The sequence below is a fragment of the Kitasatospora sp. NPDC092286 genome, from assembly GCF_044755565.1.
Classification (GTDB): domain Bacteria; phylum Actinomycetota; class Actinomycetes; order Streptomycetales; family Streptomycetaceae; genus Kitasatospora.
The window spans coordinates 115,918-135,481 of sequence record NZ_JBIVRD010000008.1 but is presented as its reverse complement, the minus strand read 5'-3'; the positions used below and the strand labels follow the sequence as shown (position 1 = coordinate 135,481).

Below are 19,564 nucleotides of genomic sequence, written 5' to 3'. Positions count from 1 at the left end.
GGCGCCCTTATCACCCCCCCCCCTAATCCCTTTTTTTTCGCGGCCTAAACCACCCGCGCCCCCCGGCCCCGGGCCCCCACACCCGGCCAACCCTTGGGGGGGGGGCGCGCGCCGGCGCGGGCGCGCGCCCGGCCTGGACCGATCTTCATCGCATCATCGGACAACACAATGAACCTACCCGCCGCGGCAGCAGGGCGCTAAGCTGCGAACTTCCGAGCCGGCACCTGACAGGCCGCGCCCCGGTTGGTGCTTCGGGCCGCCCCTCACCCGGATCCAGCCAACCGCGGTGTGCCCCGTCCTCTTCGGTGCCGGGGAACTCTGAAGGGATCTGAAGGAGGGGCGGATGGAGTCACATCTCGCACGGATGGTTCGGACGGGCAGACGCCGGGCCGACGATTTCTCCCGCGGCTACCGGCGGGTGGCCCCCGGAGTCCTGCGGGTCAGCGTCGGGGTGGTGTACCTCTGGTTCGGGGTGCTCAAGTTCATCCCGGGAGCCAGCCCCGCCGAGGACCTCGCCACCCGCTGCATGAGCCTGATGACCTTCGATCTGGTGCCGCCCGGCGTCTCACGGCCGCTGCTGGCACTCATGGAGGTCATCATCGGGGCCGGCCTGGTCACCGGACTGCTGCTCCGCGTGGTGCTGGCAGTCTTCTTCGCGCACATGACCGGGGTGTTCGCGACGCTCGTCCTGCTGCCGAACGACGTGTGGGTGCACGGCATCCCGCCCGTCCCGACGCTGGAGGGGCAGTACATCCTCAAGAACATCGTGCTGATCGCGGCCTGCCTGACCGTCGCCGGCCGACGAGAGGAACGGACCGAACCCGGCCCGGCACCCGAGCCGGCCCCGCGCGGCGGTCACCTCGTCGGCACCAGCGCCCGAGCCGACCGACAGGCGATGACGGGCTGATCGCGGACCAGACCGCGGCGGCCCCGGGGAGCCTCGGCCCGTCGCGGCAGGACGGGCTGCGGTGGCGGCCTCGCTCGGGTCGGGCGAAGCCGCCCCGGTCGAGCGCGGTGGTCGGGTTCGCCATCTGGATCGTGCAAGGCCAAGGCAGTGGCACCGGGCCCTGATACCGGTCTTCGCCGTCCTCGAAGACCAGGGCGGAGGCTGCAGAAACACTCTCGCCGTCTTCTGCGCAGGAGGTCGGCTGGGCCGGCTTCCTGCGAGAGGCAGGGGGCGGGGGTGGAGGGTGGAAGTCACCGGCACGCGAAGGGGCCCGCACGTTCGTGGCGAACGTGCGGGCCCCTCCGGGTGTCCGGCTAGCCGACCGAGGAGTAGGCGATGATGCCGCGGCGCAGCCCGTCCACCGCCTTGCGAGCGGTCCGGCGCAGCTCGACGTCCTCGCCGGCCGCGTCCTGGATCTGGCCGAGCACGTCGATCAGCTGCTTGGTCCAGCGGACGAAGTCACCGGCCGGCATGTCGGCTTCGCGCAGGACGGCGTCCAGGCTGTGGCCGAGCGCCCAGCGGTAGGCGACCCAGGCGAAGCCCAGGTCCGGCTCGCGCTGGCCGACGCCCTCGGCGGTGTTGATCCGGTGCTGCTCCTCCAGGGCGTCCAGGTGGCCCCAGATCCGGACCATCTTGCCGAGCGCCTCCTTGGCGCCGCCCTCGGGCACCTTGGGGGCGGCGGCGTCGTCGGCCTGCCGGGCCTCGTAGACCAGCGCCGAGGCGCAGGCGGCCAGTTCGGCGGCGGCGAGGCCGTTCCAGACGCCCTCGCGGATGCACTCGGAGGCGAGCAGGTCCAGCTCGCCGTAGAGCCGGCCGAGGCGCTTGCCGTCGTCGGTGACGGTGTCGCCCTGGAGGTAGCCGAGGTCGGCGAGCAGCCCGCAGACCCGGTCGAAGGTGCGGGCGATGGTGTGCGTACGGGAGCGCATCCTGCGCTCCAGCAGGTCGGTGTCGCGGTGCAGCCGGTGGTAGCGCTCGGCCCAGCGGGCGTGGTCCTCGCGCTCGTCGCAGCCGTGGCAGGGGTGGCGGCGCAGCTCGGTGCGGAGCCGGGTGATCTCCGGGTCGTCGGCGGCGGCGGCCCGGCCCTTGCGGAACCGCTCGGGCTCCAGGTGGCCGGCCTTGGTGCGCAGTGCGGAGGCGAGGTCGCGCCGGGACTGCGGGCTGCGCGGGTTGAAGGACTTGGGGATCCGGACCCGCTCGATGGCGACGACCGGGTGCGGGAAGTCGATCATGGCGAGCCGCTTGACCTGCCGCTCGGCGGTGAGCACCACCGGGCGCGGCCCGTCCTGGTAGTCGGGGTGGCGCGGACCGCCGCGCGGCGAGCGGCTGACCGGCGGCAGACCCGGGTCGAGGACGAGGGCGAGACCGGCGAACTTGCCGGTGGGGACGTGGATGACGTCGCCCGGCTTGAGCTGCTCGATGGACTCGACGGCGGCGGCGCGGCGCTGGCTGCTGCCCTCGCGGGCGAGCTCGTTCTCGCGCTCCTTGAGCTGCCGGCGCAGGCCCATGTACTCGTCGAAGTCGCCGAGGTGGCAGGTCATGGAGGCGCGGTAGCCGTCCAGTCCCTCCTCGTTGCGCTGGACCTGCCGGGCGATGCCGACCACCGAGCGGTCCGCCTGGAACTGCGCGAAGGACGTCTCCAGCAGCTCGCGGGAGCGGTGCCGGCCGAACTGGGAGACCAGGTTGACGGCCATGTTGTAGGACGGCCGGAAGGAGGACTTCAGCGGGTAGGTGCGGGTGCCGGCCAGGCCGGCCAGGGCCTCCGGGTCGAGGCCGCGCTGCCAGAGCACCACGGCGTGGCCCTCGATGTCGATGCCGCGCCGGCCGGCCCGGCCGGTGAGCTGGGTGTACTCGCCGGGGGTGATGTCGGCGTGGGTCTCGCCGTTCCACTTGACGAGCTTCTCCATGACCACCGAACGGGCGGGCATGTTGATGCCGAGCGCCAGGGTCTCGGTCGCGAAGACGGCCTTGACGAGGCCCTTCACGAAGAGCTCCTCGACGACCTCCTTGAACCGCGGCAGCATGCCGGCGTGGTGGGCGGCGATGCCGCGCTCCAGCCCGTCCAGCCACTCGAAGTAGCCGAGGACGTGCAGGTCCTCGTCGGGGATGTCGGCGCAGCGCTCCTCGACGATGGCGCGGACCTGGGCGCGGTCGGCGTCCTTGTTGAGCCGCAGGCCGGAGCTGAGGCACTGCTGGACGGCGGCCTCGCAGCCGGCCCGGCTGAAGATGAAGGTGATCGCGGGCAGCAGGCCCTCGGCGTCGAGCCGGTCGATGACGTCGACCCGGCCCGGCGTCCAGACCCGGCCGGGGCGGCCGTTGGGCATGGAACGGCCGCGGCCGCGGCCGAACTTGTCGCGCGGGTTGCGGTCCAGCTCGGAGCGGGCGAGACGGACCAGTTCGGGGTTGACGGCCTTGGCCGGGTTGCGCGGGGCGTCCTTGGGGCGGCCGTCGCGGTCCGGGTCGGCGAACAGGTCGTACATCCGGTTGCCGGCCATGACGTGCTGCCAGAGCGGGACGGGCCGGTGCTCGGAGACGATCACCTTGGTGCCGCCGCGCACGGTGTCCAGCCAGTCGCCGAACTCCTCGGCGTTGGAGACGGTGGCGGAGAGCGAGACCAGGGTGACGGACTCGGGGAGGTGGATGATGACCTCCTCCCAGACGGCGCCGCGGAAGCGGTCGGCGAGGTAGTGGACCTCGTCCATGACGACGTAGCCGAGGCCGTCGAGGGTGCTGGAGCCCGCGTAGAGCATGTTGCGCAGCACCTCGGTGGTCATCACCACCACGGGTGCGTCGCCGTTGACGGTGTTGTCACCGGTGAGCAGGCCGACCTTGGCGGCGCCGTAGCGCTTGACCAGGTCCCCGTACTTCTGGTTGGAGAGCGCCTTGATCGGCGTGGTGTAGAAGCACTTACGCCCGCCCTGGAGGGCGAGGTGGACGGCGAACTCGCCGACGATGGTCTTGCCGGAGCCGGTGGGCGCCGCGACCAGGACACCCTCACCGGACTCCAGGGCCTGGCAGGCCTCCAGCTGGAAGTCGTCCAGCGGGAAGTCGTAGAGCTGCTGGAAGCCGTAGAGGGCGGTCGCCTGCTCCTTGGCCCGGCGGCGGAAGGCCGCGTAGGCCTCGGCGGGGCCGAGCTCCTGGTCGTCGTGGGGCTCGGGCACAGGGGTGTTCATCGCCGTCCGGGTGTGATTGGTGTGATCTCGCATCTCAGCGAGAGGTTACCCGTGAGGGCCGACATCGATAGCACCGTTTTTCTGCGCTACTGGATCACTTCTCTCTCAGATCCATAGTTGCAAATGTCTTCAAGCGATCACGAACGCGCCAGCTTCGGACGTCTCCGGTCATCTTCGCTGGAGTACCGCCCACCCTCCCTAGATTCGGACCACAGCCACCACTCACGGGAGGAATGACGATGGCGAACCTGGAGACATCCCTCAAAGAAGCCATGGGCATCGAGGGCGCGATCGGTGTGGCCCTGGTCGACTACGGCAGCGGCATGGCGCTCGGCACCCTCGGGGAGGGCGGCGAGTTCGACCTCAACGTCGCCGCCGCCGGCAACACCGACCTGGTCCGGGCCAAGATGCGGACCATGGAGATGCTCAACCTCCACGACAACGAGATCGAGGACATCCTGGTCAGCCTGACCAGCCAGTACCACCTGGTCCGGCCGCTCACCATGCAGAACGGCCGGGGCCTCTTCCTCTTCCTGGCGCTCAACCGGGCCCGCGCCAACCTCGCGATGGCCCGCCACCAGCTGAAGCGGATCGAGCTGGGACTGGAGCTCTGACCGGCCGGGCAGCGGGGAAGGGGGCGCCGTGGCGGTCGCGCTGTACCAGGCCAAGGCCGAGTTCTTCCGGATACTCGGCCACCCCGTCCGGATCCGGGTGCTGGAGCTGCTGCAGGCCGGACCGACGCCGGTCCGGGATCTGCTCGCCGAGCTGGCGGTCGAACCGTCCAGTCTCTCGCAGCAGCTCGCCGTCCTGCGCCGGTCCGGCATCGTCACCGCCACCCGCGAGGGCAGCACGGTGGTGTACGCGCTGGCCGGGGGCGATGTCGCCGACCTGCTCCGGGCCGCCCGGCGGATCCTCACGGTGCTGCTCGCCGACCAGCACCTGCTGCTCGCCGAGCTGCGCGCCGCCGCGGACCGGCCGGAACAACCGGGCTGACCGAATCAGCCGGAGCAGCCGGGCCGAGCGGGCCCGGCCGCGGCCCGGCGGGGTGCCGCGGGTCAGCCGCGCAGCAGCTCCGGCAGCCGCTCCGCCAGCGTCCGGTACTCGTGCGGCCGGTTGTACAGCTGCGCGCTGACCCGCAGCACCCCGCCGCCCGGCCAGGGGCGCACCGCGATCCGGGCGGACAGCCGCCGCCACACCTCCGCCATCACCGCCCGTGCCTCGGCGTCGCTCTCGCCCACGCCCCGCGGCAGGCGCAGCGCGCGCATCGACAGGCCAGGGGTGGCCGGCAGCGGCGTCAGCCCGGCGTGCTCGGCCAGCAGCCGCGCGCCGTGGGCGGCGAGCCGCTCGTTGTGGTCGCGCACCCGGTCGGCGCCCAGTTCGCGCAGCAGGTCGAACCCGGCCGGGGCGGCCAGCCACGGCGTGTAGTCGCAGGTTCCGCGCCACTCGACGCTGGCGGGGAAGCCCCGGTGGTGCTCCCAGGAGAGCGCGAGCGGGCGGACCCGGCCGGTCCACTCCGGGCGGACCGCGAGGACGCCGGTGGCGCGCGGGGCGAAGGCCCACTTGTGCAGGTTGCCGAACCAGAAGTCGGCCGCCCCGGCCACCGGCGCGGGCAGCATGCCGGGCGCGTGGGCGCCGTCCACCACGGTCGTCACGCCGTGCTCGCGCAGCGCGGTGAGCAGCTCCGGGCCGGCGATCCGGCGGGCGGTGGGCGAGCTGATCTGGTCCAGGACGGCGAGCCGGGTGCGGTCGGTGACGCCGGCGAGGACGGCCTCCCGGACGGTGTCCTCGTCCGGGAGATCCAGCGGCAGGTGGACGGTGTGCACCTCGGCGCCGGTCTCCCGGGCACGCCGCCGGACCGCCTCGGTGACGGCTCCGTAGCCGTGGTCGGTGACCAGGATCCGGTCGCCCGGCGCGAGCGGGACGCTGTCCAGGGCGATCGCGACGGCCTCGGTGACGTTGGCGACCAGGGCGAGCCGGGCCGGGTCGGTGCCCAGCTCGGCGGCGATCCGGGTACGGGCGGCGGCGACCCGGTCGGGCAGGTCGGCGAAGAAGCCGTCCGGGTCGCGCTCCTGCTCGGCCCGGAGCAGCTCCTGGGCGCGCTGGACCGGGACGGGCACCGTGCCGAAGGAGCCGTGGTTGAGATGGGCCGCCTCCGGCGCCAGGGTGAACAGCGTGTCCGTCCCGGGCAGCGCGGCCGGGGGCTCGGCTGTCCGCAGGTCCTCGGTCACTGCGCCTCCTAAGTGATGTGTGACATTTCACATGACAGAATACTGGCCGGGCGAGGCACCGCGCGGAGACCATCGGGCCGTGACCATCACCGACCCCTTCCTCTCCCTCAGCGCCCGTACCGGCCGCTTCACCTACGGCGCTCCGCGGGCGATCACCCTCAGCGAGGACGGTACCCGGCTGCTGCTGCTCCGCTCGACCGGCCCGGAGGACCGGGTCGAGCGGCTCTGGCTGCTCGACCCGGCCGAGGGCGGCGAACGCCTGGTGGCCGACCCCGCCGCCCTCGCCCCCGGGCGGACCGGCGACCGGGCCGGCCTCCCGGCCGTCGAACGCCGCCTGCGCGAGCGGATCCGCCTCACCGCGGCCGGCATCGGCGCCTACGCCGCCACCGCCGACCTCTCCACCGCCGTCTTCACCCTCGACGGGCGGCTGTTCCGGGCCGACACCGCCACCGGCGAGTGCCGCGAACTCCCGGTCGCCGGGCCCGCCTTCGACCCCCGGCCCGACCCGGCCGGCGAGCACGTCGCCTACGTCGCCGACGACGCCCTGTACGTCACCCCCTGCCCCGCCCCGCTCAGCCCGGCCGACGGCGCCCGCTGGGGCGTCGCCGAGTTCGCCGCCGCCGAGGAGCTGGGCCGCTCCCGGGGCCACTGGTGGCGCCCGGACGGCGGCGCCCTGCTGGCCGCCCGGGTGGACGAATCCGCCCTGCCCAGGCGCTACTTCGCCGACCCGGCACGCCCGGCCGAACAGCCCGAGGACTTCGCCTACCCGCAGGCCGGCGGGCCCAACGCCGACGTCCAGCTCTGGGTCCTCGGCCTGGACGGACAGCGGACCCGACTGCACTGGGCCGCCGCCGAGTTCCCGTACCTCTGCGCCGCGCAGTGGGCCGACGAGGGCGAGATCCTGCTCACCGTCGCCGACCGGCTCCAGCAGCACGTACTCCTGCTCAGCGCCGACCCCGCCACCGGCGAGACCCGCGAACTCTCGCGCACCACCGACGAGTTCTGGGTCGACGAGCTGCCCGGCACGCCCGCCCGGCTCGCCGGTGGACGGCTGCTCACCGTCCACGACACCCCCGGGGCCCGGGGCCTGGCACTCGACGGCAAGCCGCTGGACACCACCGGCCTGCAGATCCGCCGCGTGGTCGGCCGGCTCCACGGCAAGCTGCTCACCGAGACCGGCGAGGGCGACCCGGCCGACCAGCACGTCCACCTGATCGACCCGGACGGCGGCGCACCCGAGCGCCTCAGCACCGGCCCCGGCGTGCACAGCGCCCTCGCCGCCGCCGACACCCTGCTGCTCACCTCCGCCGACCCCGACGGCATCCGCCGCCGGCTGCTCCACCACGGCGAGGAGAGCGAGCTCACCGACCTGAGCGCCCGGTTGCCCTACCGGGTCGATCCCCGGCTCGCCCGGGTCACCGAACTCGGCCTGCCCACCGCCGTGGTGTACCCGCGCGACCATGTGGCCGGCCGCCGACTGCCCGTCCTGCTGGACGTCTACGGCGGGCCCGGCTACCAGGCGGTGGCCACCGAGCCGCGCCGCTGGCAGCTGCGCCAGTGGTGGGCCGACCAGGGCTACGCGGTGGTCACCACCGACAACCGGGGCACCCCGTTCGTCTCGCCCGACTTCACCCGGGCGATCTTCCGGCGCTTCTCCCAGGTGGCGCTGGACGACCAGGTGGCCGCCCTGCGGGCGCTCGCCGACACCCACCCCGACCTCGACCTCGGCCGGGTCGGCGTCCGCGGCTGGTCGTACGGCGGCTACTTCGCGGCGCTCGCCGTGCTGCGCCGCCCGGACGTCTTCCACGCCGCCTGCGCGGGCGCGGCGCCCACCGACTTCCGGCAGTACGACACCGCCTACACCGAGCGCCACCTCGGTCTGCCGCAGCACAACCCGGAGGGCTACGCGGCCGACTGCCTGGTCGGGGACGCCCCGGCGCTCACCAGGCCGCTGCTGCTGATCCACGGCCTGGCCGACGACAACGTCCACCCCTCGCACTCCCTGCTGCTCTCCCAGGCGCTCACCCGGGCCGGCCGCCCGCACGCCGTGCTGCCGCTGCCGGGCGTCACCCACATGACCCCCGGCGGGGTGAACGAGGAGATCACGCAGGCCGAACTCGCCTTCCTGAACGGCGCGCTGCGGTAGCCGGCGGCACGGCGGTGAGCGGCGGCGCTCGGCACCGCCGTGGAGCACACCGGAACTGAGATCTCGTCACATCAGGGGCGCCGCACGACCGGCCGGGTCGCGCGGCGCCCTTTCCGTCAGCGCCACCCCTTCCACGTAACCCGTGACATGTGAAATATTACCTGCGCCCACCCGACCACCCCTCCGGAAAGGACCGGTCAGTTGCGCAGACTGTCCGCGGCACTCGCGGCCGCGCTCACCACGAGCGCGATAGCGGCCACCCTCCTCGGCACCCCCGCCCAGGCCGCCTCCCCCTCCCCCGTCACCACCGCGGCCATCGCCGCCCGGAGCGCCGAGGCCGGCGGCGCCGAGGCCCCGCCCGCACCGCTCGCGCCACAGGAACGCGAACGCCAGGCGCTTCGCACCAAGGCGCTGGAACAGCTCAACAAGGGCGTCGTCGCCAGGACTCCGGACCGGCGGACGCCGGCCAAGGTGAAGATCGGCAACGACTACGTCCAGCTCGCGCAGGAGCGCAAGGACAAGGTCTTCGTCATCCTCGCCCAGTTCGGCGACCAGGTGGACACCGCCACGCTCCACAACGGCCAGCCCCGCTACGGCGGCACGCCGGGCCCGCGCCACAACACCATCCCCAAGCCCGACAAGAGCGACAACCACACGCTCTGGAGCGGCGACTTCGACCGCGACCACTACCAGCGGATGTTCTTCGACGACCGGCCCGGCGCCGTCTCGATGCGCAACTACTACCGCACCCAGTCCTCCGGCCGGTACGACGTCGAGGGCACCGTCAGCGACTGGGTGACCGTGCCGTACAACGAGGCCCGGTACGGCAGCAACAAGGGCCCGCAGGGATCCGGCGCCTGGACCCAGGCCCAGGAGTTCGTCCAGGACGCCGTGAAGGCCTGGTACGACGGCGAGATCGCCAAGGGCCGGACGGCGGCGGACGTCAGGAGCCAGCTCGCCCAGTACGACGTCTACGACCGCTACGACCACGACAAGAGCGGCACGTTCAGCCAGCCGGACGGCTACCTGGACAACGTGATCGTGGTGCACGCGGGCGTCGACGAGACCTGGGGCGGCGGCGCGCAGGGTGCCGACGCGCTGTGGGCGCACCGCAGCTGGGCCTTCCCCGACCCGGCCGGACAGACCGGCCCGACCGGCAACCGGATCGGCGGCGTCCCGGTCGGCGACACCGGGCTGTACGTCTACGACTACGTCCAGGCCGGCGAGAACAGCGGAGTCGGCCTGTTCGCCCACGAGTTCGGCCACAACCTCGGCCTGCCGGACCTCTACAGCACCGCCGGCGGCGACAACAGCGTCAACTTCTGGTCGCTGATGGCCTCCGGCTCCTACCTCGGCAAGGGCAGCAACACCACCGGCGGCTACCCCGGCGACCTCGACGCCTGGAGCAAGCTGCAGTTCGGCTGGCTCAACTACGACGAGGGGCAGGCCGCCACCCGCTCCAGCCACGCCCTCGGCGTCAGCGGCTACAACACCGACCAGGCCCAGGCCCTCCTGGTCCACCTGCCGGACAGCACCACCACCACCGAACTGGCCGACCCCTACCAGGGCGGCAAACAGTGGTGGAGCGACACCGGTGACAACCTCGACAACTCCCTGGCCCGCAGCGTCGATCTGCGCTCGGCCGGCGGACCGGCCGCACTGGACGCCGCCGTCTGGTACGACACCGAGCTCGACTACGACTTCCTGACCGTCGAGGCCTCCACCGACGAGGGCCGGACCTGGAAGCCGCTCGGCGGCACGGTCGACGGCGCCCCGATCGGCAACACGAGCGCCAACACCCCCGGCCTGAGCGGCGCGTCCGGCGCCTACCGGCAGCTGCACATCCCGCTCGACGGGTACGCCGGGCAGCAGGTCCGGCTGCGCTTCCACGTCACCTCGGACAACAACACCCACGGCAAGGGTGTGCTGGTCGACGCCGTCCGGATCACCGCCGGGGGCACGGAGCTGTTCGCCGACGGTGCCGAGAACGGCGCCAACGGCTGGACGGCCACCGGGTTCTCGGTCATCACCGGGCGCGACGCGGTCAAGCAGCACCCGCGCGCCTACCTGGTGGAGAACCGCCGGTACGCGGGCTACGGCGCCTTCCTGAAGACCGGCCCGTACAACTTCGGGTACACGGGTGTCGCCGGTAAGCAGAACATCGTCGACAACTACCCGTACCAGGAGGGCGTGCTGGTCTGGCTCTGGGACACCGCCTACGGCGACAACAACACCGTGAGCCACCCGGGCGGCGGCCTGATCCTGCCGGTCGACGCGCACCCGGCGCCGATCCGGTTCGCCGACGGCACGCTGGTCAACGGCCGGGCGCAGACCTTCGACGCGACCTTCTCGCTGAAGCCCACCACGGCGTTCACGCTGCACAAGGGCGGCGTCCCGGTGCGGATCCCGTCCGAGCCGGCCGTCCCGGCCTTCAACGACCGCACCGGCGTCTACACCGACCCGGCCACCCCGCAGCTCGGGGTGAAGGTGCCGGACACCAACACGAAGATCGAGGTCGTCCGGGAGTCCCGCGACGGGCGGCTGACCACCGTCCGGGTCGGCCCGGCCTCCTGAGACCGGTACGCAGGCAGGCCCCGGCCCCCCTTCGGCGGAAGGGGGGCCGGGGCCTGCGCGTACTACCGGCTCCGCCTGGTCGCGCGGCACCGTCGAGCTGACGCCGAGGACGACCGCGGCCGGCGTCGGCGGCACCAACGAGGACAGCGGCACCGCACCGGCGCGACGGACCCGGTGGAGCACGGTGCCACGGGTGGACCCGGCCGGGCGCGGCCCTCGTGAGGTTCCCCACCGCGCCCGACCGGGGGTCGGTGAGGGCGCGCCCCCTCGGAGGGCTGCCGTACCACTCGGCGTGGGGGTGACCGAGCGGTACGGCGGCCGGCGGCCCGGGGGCTCAGCCCTCCGGGAAGTGGCAGGCCGCCTCCCGGGCGCCCGGCCCGGCGATCCGCAGCAGCGGCCGCTCGGTCCGGCAGAGCTCCTGCGCCTTCGGGCAGCGCGGGTGGAAGGTGCAGCCGCTGGGCGGGTTGGCCGGGCTCGGCGGGTCGCCCAGCAGCACGATCCGCTCGCGCTCCCGCTCGGCGGCCGGGTCGGGCAGCGGCACGGCGGAGAGCAGCGCCCTGGTGTACGGGTGCGCGGGGCTGCCGTACACCTCAGCCTTGTCGCCGATCTCGACGATCCGGCCCAGGTACATCACCGCGACCCGGTCGCAGACCCGCTTGACCACCGAGAGGTCGTGCGCGATGAACACGTACGCCAGGCCCAGCTCGTGCTGGAGCCGCTCCATCAGGTTGACCACCTGGGCCTGGATGGAGACGTCGAGCGCGGAGACCGGCTCGTCGGCGATCACCAGCCGCGGCGAGGTGGCCAGCGACCGGGCGATGCCGATCCGCTGGGCCTGGCCGCCGGAGAACTCGTGCGGGTAGCGGTCCAGGTGTTCGGGGATGAGCCCGACCAGCTCCATCAGCTCACCGGCGCGCTTGCGTGCGTCGGCCGCGCCGGTGCCCTGGACCAGCAGCGGCTCGGAGATGATCCGGGCCACCGTCTGCCGGGGGTTGAGCGAGGAGTACGGGTCCTGGAACACCATCTGCAGGTCCCGCCGGTGCGGCCGGAGTTCGGCCTGGCTCAGGCCGCCGATCTCGGTACCGTCGAAGGTGACGGTGCCCGAGGTCGGGTCGAGCAGCCGGACGATCATGCGACCGGTGGTGGACTTGCCGCAGCCGGACTCGCCGACCAGGCCGAGCGTCTCGCCCTTGCCGACGTCGAAGCTGACGCCGTCCACGGCCCGGACCGGCGCCCCGGCCCGGCCGGTCCGCCCCCGTCGGCCGGGGAAGGTCTTCACCAGGTCCCTCACGGACAACAGCGTCTCCGTCACGACCGGGCTCCTTCCGGCACCAGGGGCAGATGGCAGGCGGCCTGGTGGCCGGGCGCCAGCGGGCCGAACCCGGGGCGTTCGGCCAGGCAGCGGGCGTGCTCCTCGGCGGTGGCGGCGACGGTGCGGGCGCAGCGCGGGGCGAAGGAGCAGCCGGGGGCGGGGGCGATCAGCGACGGCGGGCTGCCGGGGATGGCCCGCAGCGGGGCGTCGTCGGTGTCGTCGAGGCGGGGCAGGGAGTCCAGCAGCCCCCGGGTGTAGGGGTGCGCGGGCCTGCCGAACAGCTGGTCCACGGGGGCCTGTTCGGCGGCCCGGCCGCCGTACATGACGAGCACCTCGTGGGCGACCCGGGCGACCACGCCGAGGTCGTGGGTGATCATGACGACGCCGAGGCCGCGGTCCTGCTGGATGCGGGCGATCAGGTCGAGGATCTGGGCCTGGACGGTGACGTCGAGGGCGGTGGTGGGCTCGTCGGCGATCAGCAGCTCGGGTTCGCAGGCGAGCGCCATGGCGATCATGACGCGCTGGCGCATGCCGCCGGAGAACTGGTGCGGGAACTCGTCGACGCGGCGGGCGGGTTCGGGGATGCCGACCTCGCCCAGCATCTCGATCGCCTTCTCCCGGCCGGCCTTGCGGTTGGCCTTGAAGTGCACCCGGTAGTGTTCGGCGATCTGCTCGCCGACGGTGTAGAAGGGGTGCAGGCTGGACAGCGGGTCCTGGAAGATCATCGCGATCCGCCGGCCCCGGACGGTGCCCAGCTGCCGCTCGGACAGGCCGTTGAGCTCCTGCCCGTGCAGCCTGATCGAGCCGGTGACGGCGGCGCCGCGGTGCAGCCCCATGACGGCGAGCGAGGTGACGGACTTGCCGGAGCCGGACTCGCCGACCAGACCGAGGGTCCGGCCGGCCTCGACGGTGAAGGAGATGCCGTCCACGGCCCGGACGGTGCCGCGCGGGGTGTCGAAGGACACCCGGAGGTCGTCGACCTCCAGCAGCGCGCTCATCAGTACCTCACTCTCGGGTCGACGTAGGCGTAGAGCAGGTCGACCAGCAGGTTCGCCGCGACGATGAAGGTGGCCGCGAGCAGGGTGACGCCGAGGATGACCGGCTGGTCGGAGCGGACCAGCGCGTCGTAGAAGAGCCGGCCGATGCCGGGCAGACCGAAGATGGACTCGGTGATGACGGCGCCGGCCAGCAGGCCGCCGAGGTCCATGCCGAAGATGGTGAGGATCGGCGTCATGCCGGAGCGCAGCCCGTGTTTGACGGTGACGGTGCGGGCGGGCAGGCCCTTGGCGCGGGCGGTGCGGATGTACGGCTCGGCCATCGTCTCGATCATCGAGTTGCGGCTCTGCCGGGCATACATGGCCGCGTACAGCAGGGCCAGGGCGATCCACGGCAGCAGCAGGTTGGAGGCCCAGGAGAACGGGTCCTCGGTGAACTTGGCGTACGCCGGGTAGGGCAGCAGGCCGGCGCTCCGGACGACGCCCCAGATCAGCATGATCGAGGTGAAGTAGACCGGCAGCGAGGCGGTGCCCACCGAGAGCACCATCAGCGCCTTGTCGGTCAGGGTGCCCTTGCGCAGGGCGGAGGTGACGCCGGCGCCGAGGCCGAGCACCAGCCAGAGCACGGCCGCACCGAGGGCGAGCGAGACGGAGACCGGCAGGCGGTCGATGAGCAGGTCCCAGACCGGCAGCGAGTAGTCGTAGGAGTAGCCGAGGCAGGGGAACTCGCAGCGGACGGCGCTGGGCCCGCTGCCGTAGTCGCGCCCGGCGAAGATGCCGGTCAGGTAGGAGGCGAACTGCTCCCAGACCGGCTTGTCCAGGCCCATCGCCACCTTGACCTCGGCGACCCGCTCGGCGGTGCAGGTCTTGCCGCAGGCGGCCGCCGCCGGGTCGTTGGGCAGCAGGTAGAAGATGGTGAAGGTGATGGCGCAGACGGCGAGCAGGATGCCGGCCACGCCGAGCAGCCGTCGGCCGAGGTAGAGGATCACGACCGGCCTCCCCTCGGGTCGAGGATGTCGCGCAGCGCGTCACCGAGCAGGGTGAAGGCGAGCACCGCGAGGAACAGGAAGACCGTCGGGATCAGGAAGTAGGTCGGGTCGGTCTCGTAGTGGTTGATGCTCTCGGCGATCATCTGGCCCCAGGACGGGGTCGGCGGACGCACGCCGACGCCGAGGTAGCTGAGCGCGGCCTCGGTGCTGATCATGCCGGGGATCAGCAGCGTGGTGTAGGCGATGATCGGGCCGGAGACGTTGGGCAGGATCTCCCGGGTGAGGATGCGCCAGGAGCGGGCGCCGCCGACCTTGGCGGCCTCCACGTACTCGCGGTGCTTGAGCGAGAGGGTCTGCCCGCGCACCACCCGGGCGATGCCGGGCCAGCCGAACAGGCCGATCACCAGGGTCATCAGCAGGATCCGGTTGACGTCCTTGGCCACCGACATCATCGCGATCATGAAGATCAGCGAGGGGAAGGACATCGTCAGGTCCATCAGCCGGGAGAGCGCCGAGTCGACGCGGCCGCCGAAGTAGCCGGCGGCGATGCCGGCCAGGGTGCCGGCGGCCACGACCAGGGCGGTGGCGGTGAACGCGATCAGCAGCGAGACCTGGCCGCCGTGCAGCACCCGGGCGAACAGGTCGCGGCCGGTGGCGGGTTCGACGCCGAACCAGTGCCGGGCGCCGATCCCGCCGAAGTCCCCGAGCGGCAGGCCGCCGAGGTACGGGTCGATGGCGCGCTTGTCGAACTCCTCGGGCGTCCAGCCGCCGAGCGCGCTGAGCGGGCCGGCCAGAGCGGCCATCAGCAGCAGGAGGCCGACCATCACCAGGCCGAACCTGGCCGAACCCCTGGCCCAGAGCTGGTCCCAGACCAGCCGCCAGGGGCCGCGGCCGGCGGCCTTCGCGGGGCCCGCCGCCGTGGTGGCCACGGCGGCGGGCTCAGTGGTTGAACTCATGGGTGACGGTCCCTCAGCCCTGGCTCTTCGAAGGGTCCTTGAGACCGATCGTGGCGAAGTCGAAGAAGCCGGTCCACACCGGGTGGCCGAAGGCGCCGGCGATGTTGGTGCCGACCAGCAGCGGGCGGCGCTGCCAGAGGACCGGCACCGCCGGGGCCTTCTTCATCAGGTCCTGGTCCAGCTGGAGCCAGGCGGCGCTCGCCTCGTTGAGGTCGGTCATCGCGTTGATCTGGTCGATCCGCTCCGAGGTGGCCTGGTCCCGGAACTGGCTGTAGTTGCCCTGGTTGCCGGTCTCCTTGATGGTGCGGCCGTCGAAGAGGAAGGGCAGGAAGGTGGCACCGGACGGGTAGTCCGGGCACCAGCCGCTCAGCGACAGGTCGGGGGCGTTCTTGGTGTCACCGATCGTGTCGCTGTAGACCGACGGGTCGGCGGTGTTGATGGTGACCTGGATGCCGGCCTTGGCCAGCGACTGCTGGAGCGCCTCACCGCGGGTCTTGTCGCCGGTGGAGACGGTCAGGCTGACCTTGAGGTCCGGCTTCCCGGCCGCCGCGAGCAGTTCCTTGGCCTTGGCCGGATCGCCGGTCGAGGGGATCTTCAGCGGGTCCTGCCGGGCGCCGCCGGTCAGCGCGGGCGGCAGGAAGGAGCTGGCGTAGTCGGTCATCGCCGGGCCGCCGAACGCGGTCACCTGCGAGTCCTTGTCGACGGCGTACATCATCGCCTCGCGGACCTTGGGGTCGTCGAACGGCGCCCGGGAGTTGTTCATGTACAGCAGGTCGGTACAGCCGGTCCGCTCGGCCACCAGCCGCTCCTTGACGTCCGGCTTGGTGAGCACCTTGGCGACGGACTCCGGGCGCATCCAGGGCATCTCGACGGCCGAGGCGTCCGCGCCCTCGCTGGCGATCAGGCGGTCGTCGACCTGGCCGCCCTTGAGGCCCTGCACGACGACGATCTTGTCCGGGTACGCCTTGCGGACGGGGTCGCCGGCCGGGTCCCAGTTGGTGTTGCGGACCAGTACCAGCTGCTTGCCGCGCTCGTACGTCTCGATCTTGTACGGGCCGGAGGAGAACGGGCGCAGGTCGTACTGGGTGCCCTTCTCCTGGGACTGCGGCACCGGCGAGAAGGTCGGCAGGGTCGCGGTGTAGGAGAACTCGGCGACCGGGCGCTTGAGATGGAAGATGATCGTCTTGTCGTCGGGCGTCTCGACACTGGCGAGGTGCTCACCGGTGAGCGGGCCCTTGTAGTTCTCGCCGCCGGCCAGGTACTGCGCGGCGTAGTCGGGGCCGCCGGTGAGGTCGGGGGCGAAGGAGCGCTCGACGTTGTACTTGATGTCGGCGGCCTTGATCGGGGTGCCGTCCTCGTACTTGACACCGTCCTTCAGGGTGAAGGCCCAGGTCCTGCCGCCGTCCGAGGGCCGGCCGACGTCGGTGGCCAGGTCGGGGACGATCTCGCTGCCGGCCGCGCCGGGCTCCGCTTTGAAGGTCACCAGGGTGCGGTAGAGCAGCCGGATGCCGAAGTCCATGTTCGGCATGGTCCAGTTGCGGGCCGGGTCGAGGTGGGCGAAGTCCTGGTTGGAGAGCACCGTGAGGGTGCCGCCCTTGACCGGCGTACCGCCGACGATGGTGCCGGATGCGGCCCCCGGGGCCTTGGTGCTGCCGGCGGCCTCGCCACCGGTGTCGCTCTTGTCGTCCTTGCCGCACGCCCCGAGACCGAGGGTGAGTGTCGCTGCGAGGGCCGCCGCGAGGGCGGCGTGGGTGCGCCTGGTCATGTGCAACTCCGCAGTGGGGGGCCTGCCGTGAAGGCCCGTGGTCGGCCCCGGGGCTGATCCGGGACCCGGCCGGGGAGGACGACCTCAGGGGGTCTAGCCGCTCCGCGGTGTGACCCGTAACATAGTAATGTGAAATTGCACTGCACAAGGGGTGGCGCATCCCGTTACCGACCTGTGTCCGTGCAGCTCCCCCGCCCCGCATAGGAGTTCCCCCGGTGACCCTCCACCAGCCCGCGCTCAACATCGGCAGCCACGACCTCCCCGTCTCCCCCGCCCTGGACGCCTTCATGGGCACCGCCTGGGCCGCCACCCCGCTCCCCGCCGACCAGCGCGTCCCCGGGTTCGCGGTGCTGCCCGCCCGGCGGACCCGGCTCTCCGCGGCCTTCCCCGGCGAGCGGCTGCTCGTTCCCGCCGGCGAGCTGAAGGTCCGCAGCAACGACGTGGACCACCGGTTCCGCCCGCACAGCGCCTACGCCTGGCTCACCGGCCTCACCGGCGAGGACCAGGTCGGGCACATCCTCGTCCTCGAACCGACCGGGCCCGAGGGCCACGAGCCCGTCCTCTACCTGCGCCCGCGCTCCCCGCGCGGCGGCGCCGGCGCACACGGCTCGCAGTTCTACCGCGACCGCCGCTACGGCGAGTTCTGGGTCGGCCGCCGTCCCGACCTCGGCGAGGCCTCCCGGCTCACCGGCGTACGCACCGAACACCTCGACGACCTCGGCAAGCTGCTGAGCGGCCCGCAGCCCGCCACCCGCGTCCTGGCCGGCGTCGACTCCTCCCTCGACGCCGCCACCGGCCGGCCCGGCGCCCCCGCCCTCGGCCAGGCCGACGCCCAACTCGCCTCGGTGCTCTCCGAACTGCGCCTGATCAAGGACGCCTGGGAGGTCGAGCAGCTCCAGCTCTCCGTCGACCACACGGTGCTGGGCTTCCAGGACGTCGTCCGCGCGCTGCCCGCCGCGCTCCGCCACCCGCGCGGCGAGCGCTGGATCGAGGGCGTCTTCAACCTGCGCGCCCGCGCCGAGGGCAACGGCACCGGCTACGACACCATCGCCGCCTCCGGCGCCCACGCCTGCGTCCTGCACTGGATCCGCAACGACGGCCCGCTCGACCCCTCCGCCCTGCTGCTGCTGGACGCCGGCGTGGAGACCGACACCCTCTACACCGCCGACATCACCCGCACCCTCCCGCTCGGCGGCACCTTCTCGCCCGTCCAGCGCCAGGCCTACGAGCTCGTCCTGGCCGCGCAGGACGCCGGCATCGCCGCACTGCGGCCCGGCGCCCGCTTCCGCGACTTCCACCGCGCCGCCATGCGCGTCATCGCCGAAGGCCTGGCCGACTGGGGCGTCCTGCGGATCCCCGCCGAGCAGGCGCTCGCCGAGGACAGCGGCCTCTACCGCCGCTACACCCTCTGCAGCAGCGGCCACATGCTCGGCCTCGACGTCCACGACTGCGCCAAGGCCCGCGCCGAGACCTACCTCGACGGCGTCCTGGAGGAGGGCCAGGTCCTCACCGTCGAACCCGGCCTCTACCTCCAGCCCGACGACGAGACCCTCCCGCTGGAACTCCGCGGCCTCGGCATCCGCATCGAGGACGACCTCGTCATCACCGCCGACGGCGCCCACCTGATGTCCGGCGCCCTCCCGCGCACCGTCGCCGGCATCGAGTCCTGGATGTCCGACCTGCTCGGCTGATCCCGCGCACCGGCAGGGGGATCAGGCCACCTTGACCGTCCGATCCCCCTGCCGCACGGTCACCTCCACCTCGCCACCGATCGCCGCCGCATAGGCCCGCAGGTTGTCGAGGCTGTCCACCTGCCCGTGCTCGATCTGCGACACCCGCGCCTGGCTCACCCCCAGCAGCCCGGCCACCTCCCGCTGCGTCAGCCCCGCCTTCCGCCGCAGCTCCGCCAGCTCGTACCCGCGGATCCGCGCCAGCGTCTCCCGCCGCATCCGGGCCCGCTCCGCCTCCGCCTCGGGCGTGGCCAGCTCGGGGTTGAGGCGCTGTGCCTCGGCCCATACCTCGGTCCAACTACGGCCCTTCATGCGTCGGCTCCCTTCTCGGACTCCTTGACGTACTGCTCGTAGCGCCGCTCAGCCAACGGAATGTTCTCGTCGTACCACCGGGCCCACTGCCCGTTCTTGTCACCGGCGACCAAGAAGATCGCTTCCCGCTCGGCATCGAACACGAAGAGCATTCTGATCTCCGACTGCCCCGCCGAGCCTGGCCGCAGTTCCTTGAGGTTGTGCAGTCCGCTGCCGTGGACCCGGTCCACCAACGGACGCCCCAGCAGCGGCCCGCGGCGCGCCAGGAGGTTGACCGCATTGGCGATCTGGTTGGCGGTGTCCGGGTCATGGACACAGATATCCAGGAACCAGTCGTTCACCGGCCCAAGAAGAGTGATCTCCCACATACCCGCTACGTTAAGTTGTGTCTTATACGTTACCGGCCCCTCGCCCGGCTATCCACTCTTCCGGGGGACGACA

Annotated in this window: 15 protein-coding genes; 6 read left to right on the top strand and 9 right to left on the bottom strand. The window is 72.5% G+C overall.

The features are described from left to right. Positions 1-343 precede the first annotated feature (343 nt). Entirely contained in the window at positions 344-907 is a 564-nt protein-coding gene (locus tag ACIQIB_RS10445; protein WP_400757528.1) for a DoxX family protein, read from the top strand. Between the two features lie 353 nt (positions 908-1,260). Here ACIQIB_RS10445 and ACIQIB_RS10440 read toward each other — a convergent pair whose 3' ends face one another. Further along, positions 1,261-4,116, bottom strand: a complete 2,856-nt coding sequence (locus tag ACIQIB_RS10440) for a DEAD/DEAH box helicase (RefSeq protein WP_363608693.1) — start codon at positions 4,114-4,116, stop codon at positions 1,261-1,263. Between the two features lie 239 nt (positions 4,117-4,355). Here ACIQIB_RS10440 and ACIQIB_RS10435 point away from each other — a divergent pair, with 239 nt between their 5' ends. Together ACIQIB_RS10435 and ACIQIB_RS10430 are read left to right on the top strand one after the other, a co-directional pair. After that, on the top strand, positions 4,356-4,730 hold the full coding sequence (locus ACIQIB_RS10435) for a hypothetical protein (protein WP_363608695.1): 375 nt from the start codon (positions 4,356-4,358) through the stop codon (positions 4,728-4,730). Positions 4,731-4,758: 28 nt separating this feature from the next. After that, positions 4,759-5,109 carry a metalloregulator ArsR/SmtB family transcription factor gene (locus ACIQIB_RS10430; RefSeq protein WP_363608697.1) on the top strand — a complete coding sequence of 117 codons (351 nt, stop codon included), beginning with the start codon at positions 4,759-4,761 and terminating at the stop codon, positions 5,107-5,109. Between the two features lie 62 nt (positions 5,110-5,171). On the opposite strand, the gene ACIQIB_RS10425 is transcribed toward ACIQIB_RS10430, so the two are convergent. Continuing rightward, positions 5,172-6,344 carry an aminotransferase class V-fold PLP-dependent enzyme gene (locus ACIQIB_RS10425; RefSeq protein ID WP_400757527.1) on the bottom strand — a complete coding sequence of 391 codons (1,173 nt, stop codon included), beginning with the start codon at positions 6,342-6,344 and terminating at the stop codon, positions 5,172-5,174. Between the two features lie 79 nt (positions 6,345-6,423). Here ACIQIB_RS10425 and ACIQIB_RS10420 point away from each other — a divergent pair, with 79 nt between their 5' ends. After that, a complete protein-coding gene (locus ACIQIB_RS10420) occupies positions 6,424-8,490 on the top strand; it encodes a prolyl oligopeptidase family serine peptidase (protein ID WP_400757525.1) in 2,067 nt (688 codons plus the stop codon). A gap of 201 nt (positions 8,491-8,691) precedes the next feature. Further along, the gene (locus ACIQIB_RS10415; RefSeq protein ID WP_400757524.1) at positions 8,692-11,064 is read left to right on the top strand and encodes an immune inhibitor A domain-containing protein; all 2,373 of its coding nucleotides are present in this window, start codon (positions 8,692-8,694) and stop codon (positions 11,062-11,064) included. Positions 11,065-11,398: 334 nt separating this feature from the next. Here the strand turns inward: ACIQIB_RS10415 and ACIQIB_RS10410 are convergent, their stop codons facing one another. Genes ACIQIB_RS10410 through ACIQIB_RS10390 form a run of 5 tightly spaced genes read right to left on the bottom strand, consistent with a single transcriptional unit; the run spans position 11,399 to position 17,081 of the window. Continuing rightward, a complete protein-coding gene (locus ACIQIB_RS10410) occupies positions 11,399-12,376 on the bottom strand; it encodes an oligopeptide/dipeptide ABC transporter ATP-binding protein (protein WP_363608704.1) in 978 nt (325 codons plus the stop codon). Beyond that, positions 12,373-13,374 (bottom strand): ABC transporter ATP-binding protein, encoded by a 1,002-nt coding sequence (locus ACIQIB_RS10405; RefSeq protein WP_400757523.1) that lies wholly within the window; start codon positions 13,372-13,374, stop codon positions 12,373-12,375. Before ACIQIB_RS10405 ends, ACIQIB_RS10410 begins: the two co-directional genes overlap by 4 nt. Beyond that, positions 13,374-14,360, bottom strand: coding sequence for an ABC transporter permease (locus ACIQIB_RS10400; RefSeq protein ID WP_363608708.1), 987 nt, complete (start codon positions 14,358-14,360; stop codon positions 13,374-13,376). Before ACIQIB_RS10400 ends, ACIQIB_RS10405 begins: the two co-directional genes overlap by 1 nt. Then, positions 14,357-15,316: an ABC transporter permease gene (locus tag ACIQIB_RS10395; RefSeq protein ID WP_400653597.1), complete on the bottom strand. Its 960-nt coding sequence runs from the start codon at positions 15,314-15,316 to the stop codon at positions 14,357-14,359. The genes ACIQIB_RS10400 and ACIQIB_RS10395 overlap by 4 nt, the downstream gene beginning before the upstream one ends. 13 nt (positions 15,317-15,329) lie before the next feature. After that, positions 15,330-17,081, bottom strand: a complete 1,752-nt coding sequence (locus tag ACIQIB_RS10390; RefSeq protein WP_400653598.1) for an ABC transporter substrate-binding protein — start codon at positions 17,079-17,081, stop codon at positions 15,330-15,332. Positions 17,082-17,296: 215 nt separating this feature from the next. Between ACIQIB_RS10390 and ACIQIB_RS10385 the strand changes: the two genes are divergently transcribed. Further along, the gene (locus ACIQIB_RS10385; protein ID WP_400653599.1) at positions 17,297-18,772 is read left to right on the top strand and encodes an aminopeptidase P family protein; all 1,476 of its coding nucleotides are present in this window, start codon (positions 17,297-17,299) and stop codon (positions 18,770-18,772) included. A gap of 21 nt (positions 18,773-18,793) precedes the next feature. On the opposite strand, the gene ACIQIB_RS10380 is transcribed toward ACIQIB_RS10385, so the two are convergent. Then, positions 18,794-19,123 carry a helix-turn-helix domain-containing protein gene (locus tag ACIQIB_RS10380; protein ID WP_363608716.1) on the bottom strand — a complete coding sequence of 110 codons (330 nt, stop codon included), beginning with the start codon at positions 19,121-19,123 and terminating at the stop codon, positions 18,794-18,796. After that, the gene (locus ACIQIB_RS10375; protein ID WP_363608718.1) at positions 19,120-19,491 is read right to left on the bottom strand and encodes a type II toxin-antitoxin system RelE/ParE family toxin; all 372 of its coding nucleotides are present in this window, start codon (positions 19,489-19,491) and stop codon (positions 19,120-19,122) included. Before ACIQIB_RS10375 ends, ACIQIB_RS10380 begins: the two co-directional genes overlap by 4 nt. Between the last annotated feature and the right edge of the window lie 73 nt (positions 19,492-19,564).